Genomic DNA, 3461 nt, shown 5'->3' with positions numbered 1-3461 from the left:
TTCTCCGCGACCGAGCAGATCGCCGCCCACTCGGTCGGATGGTCAGGCCGGACCTCGGCCACCAGCCGCACCGCACGCTCCCGCAGCTCGGCCGGATAGTTCCTCGAAGGACGTGACATGGACTCCATCTCCTCACGAAGTGGAGTCTCCGGACACGCCGGGGCGGTTCAGGAGGACGGCTTGTGCCGTGTGCGGATGGTCCCGTTGGAGGCCACGTGGGGTGTCGGGTCGACGGGTGGCGTCCTCTGCGGAGCGTCGGGTGGCTGGAGGGTTGCCTGCGTGGCTGGTGGCCTGGTCGGGAGGACGGCTTGTGCCGTGTGCGGATGGTCCCGTTGGAGGCCACGTGGGGTGTCGGGTCGACGGGTGGTCCGTTGGGTGAACTGAGGGAGAGCTGGACCGCTCCGCAGTAGCGCGCAAAGCGCGGTGTCTAGGTCGCGGGCTCGACGGCTTGTGCCGTGTGCGGATGGTCCCGTTGGAGGCCACGTGGGGTGTCGGGTCGACGGGTGGTCCGTTGGGTGAACTGAGGGAGAGCTGGACCGCTCCGCAGTAGCGCGCAAAGCGCGGTGTCTAGGTCGCGGGCTCGATAGCCGGTTCGTTGACGTGGAACATCGTCCGTGCTGTTCCTACGTCGTAAGTTGGCAGGCTGCCTTCATAGTTGGCGGCCTTCGCTGTTCAGTGGTCCATTTGTTTGTTCTGAACCTCGTGGGCATGGGCGGAAGATCGAAAGCTAGCTTGGTGGCAAGTGCCAATGTAGTACCGATGATTCGTTATGCGAGTCGCTTCATCGATCTGCCGCTCGCTAGATAGGAGGAGCTGCAATTCGTTCGACGAGAAGCGGGATAGGTGCGCAGATAGCAAGCAGCGCACCTATCGAGATTGTTTGCGTGTTGCATAGTCAGTAATTCATCTCGTTCGCGACTGAGCTCGATTTAACGAGAGTCGGTTGACTGGAACGAGGGTGAGCGCCGAAGTTGGTTTCATAGATCGTTGGACACGGCGAGCTGTCGTCGGCAATTGAAGTGGCGCTATCAATGGATCTAGCGTCGGTTGCCTCGGTGGTAGCGGAAATAGTTGCAGCGTTGTGGTGCTAGTTGCATAGATCGTTGCAGGATTCTGCCTACCCCTACGGGCTGGATCGGCTCGTAGGGGTGCTCGATACAGGTATCGCTGCATGCAAGGTTGCGTGCCTCGTTTGCTCTCAGCGTCTGGCGCCCTTTCCAAGATCAACAGCGATCCCCAGGCAACGACCGGTTCGGCGCCTCTGGTGGACAGTGCGCCGGCCGAGCCCATGCAGGATCGGCCGACCGCCACCAGCACGCCGTCTGAGCTTGCCCCCGCAGCCTCACCCGAACACCCTGAGGCCGCTCACGAGGAGTTCACGGCTGCGCGCACGCACCCCGAGCACGAATCCGCGGCCGCGCCTCTGATCAACAGGGCGCCGGCGGCGGGAAGCACACGGCTCGACGACTCGGACTCACCAGCGGCAGCCACACCCATCCCTTCTCAAACGCCAGTTGAAAGTCCGACGCGCCGTCTCGGGTATGAACCCCTCGCTGACGACGATGTGCCCGTCTGGGGGCAAGAGGTGCCAGGAGGACAGGAGTCCCCGTCTGGGGGCGCAGTCACCCTTCGGAGAGCCGCTGGGCCGGCCTTCCCGGCCACCAGCGGCTTCTCCGAGAAGCGAATGCTCGATGCTCTGCCGCCGCAGCTCGCCGAGAAGGTGCAGGGGCTGCCGGTCGCGTACATCGAGCTCGCGAGGAGCTACCGCCAGGCACAGGCCACACGAACCGGCACGAAGCCAGCAAAGCGCAACATCCGGCTTCACGCCGAGGTCGCAATCGCGGTGAATCGCCAGATGGTCAGCGACAAGCGCATGCTCGTCCTCAGGAACCTCAAGCCGAGCCACTACTTGGACGCCGCCATCACCTTGGCACGACACGTCTCGGTCACCGATCTCATCGAGGCCGCTGACGAGTTCCGAGACAGTCACCTGGGGGAGGAAGGCGGTTCAGCGTCCCCCAACCACTACAGCATCAGCCGCGAGAACGACGACTGGCTGAACGACATGATGGACGAGCTTCTTCTCGCGAATACCACTGGTCTGCACGGCCACATGGTCAACGTGATCGTCCAATCGTTCCTTCAGCAGTTGAGGGCTGAGGCCCCAGTAACAGGCTGATCCAGACTCAAAGCCCTGGGCCAAGTACTACAGCCTCAGATCTTGTGACTGCTGATCGTTGATGTCGTTGTCTGGTCATGCTGGTTGATGTGGCGCCTGAGCACGTTGACGTCTGGGCGGAGGAGTTGGCCCAACTGACGTCTGGGATGGGACACTTGTTCGCACGGCCGGAGCCGCGGGAGGTGTTCGCGGACCTGGTCGAGGGCCTGCTGTCGGACCTGGGCAGGAAGAACGGCTGGACGATGGCCGATCGTGCGGGGCATGCGACCCCGCACCGGATCCAGAAGTTCCTCGGGGAGGCGTCGTGGGATGCGGACGCGCTGCTGTCCGAGGTCCAGGACTACATCGACACCCGCCTCGGCGACGAGCAGGCCACTCTGGTGCTGGACGACACCCAGGTCATCAAGAAGGGGACCCGGTCGGTCGGGGTGGCCCACCAGCACTGCGGCAGTACCGGGGACGTACGCAACTGCCAGGTGATGGTGATGCTCACCTACGCCGCCGGGGCCGGGCACGCCTTCTACGACCGGCGCCTGTACCTGCCCGCTGCCTGGGCCGGGGACCTCCCGCGGCGCCGGGATGCGGGCGTGCCCGAGGAAGTCGGCTTCGCCACCAAGCCCGGGCTGGGCATCACGATGCTGCAGGCGGCACTGGCGCGGGGGGTTCCGTTCGCATGGGTGGCGGCCGATGCCGACTACGGCAAGGACCCCGCCCTGCGCGCCTTCCTCCATACCCACGCCCTGCCCTATGTACTGGCCGTCCCGGTGACGCTGCCGCTGGCCGGGCCGCCCGGCAAGCCCCGTCAGCCCGCCGTCACCTGCGCCGGCGACCTGCTGCACTATGCGGGGCGCCGCGACCAGTGGGAGCGCCGTAGTCAGGGCGAGGGCTCGAAGGGGCAGCGGTACTACGACTGGACCTGGTTCGGGGTGACTCTGCCGGGCCAGGACCCCGCCGAGGGCTTCGCCCACCATCTGCTGATCCGCCGTTCCACCGCCAAGAAGCAACTCGCCGGTGGCCGCATCGACTTCGAGTACGCCTACTTCCTCGTCCATCACCGCGGCGAGGCCGCGCTGCCCGAGGCCGTACGCCGGGCCGGCGTCCGGTGGAAGATCGAGGAGAACAACGAGACCGCGAAGCAGATCACCGGACTGGGCCAATACCAGGTCCGCCGCTGGAACTCCTGGCACCGCCATGTCACCTGCTCCATGCTCGCCCTGGCGTTCCTGACCGTCCAACGCGCCCACCATCCCGAGCCCGAACCGGACGCCGTGCCGCAGGAGAC

At 65.4% G+C, this 3461-nt stretch carries 2 protein-coding genes; both read left to right on the top strand.

Going from position 1 to position 3461, the window contains the following annotated elements; all coding sequences use genetic code 11:
* Positions 1-1684: 1684 nt before the first annotated feature.
* Positions 1685-2179, top strand: coding sequence for a hypothetical protein (locus ABZT03_RS43430; protein ID WP_356049731.1), 495 nt, complete (start codon positions 1685-1687; stop codon positions 2177-2179).
* A gap of 155 nt (positions 2180-2334) precedes the next feature.
* On the top strand, positions 2335-3461 hold a 1127-nt coding region (locus ABZT03_RS43425; protein ID WP_356049729.1), incomplete at its 3' end, for an IS701 family transposase.

The sequence above is a fragment of the Streptomyces sp. NPDC005574 genome (genome assembly GCF_040605435.1).
Taxonomy (GTDB): domain Bacteria; phylum Actinomycetota; class Actinomycetes; order Streptomycetales; family Streptomycetaceae; genus Streptomyces.
Note: the sequence above shows the minus strand (reverse complement) of the source record. Positions and strands in the feature narration are given on the sequence as shown.

Coding starts and splice junctions, on each gene's coding strand:
- ABZT03_RS43430 (WP_356049731.1), top strand. CDS start 1,685: ATGCTCGATGCTCTGCCGCCGCAGCTCGCCGAGAAGGTGCAGGGGCTG.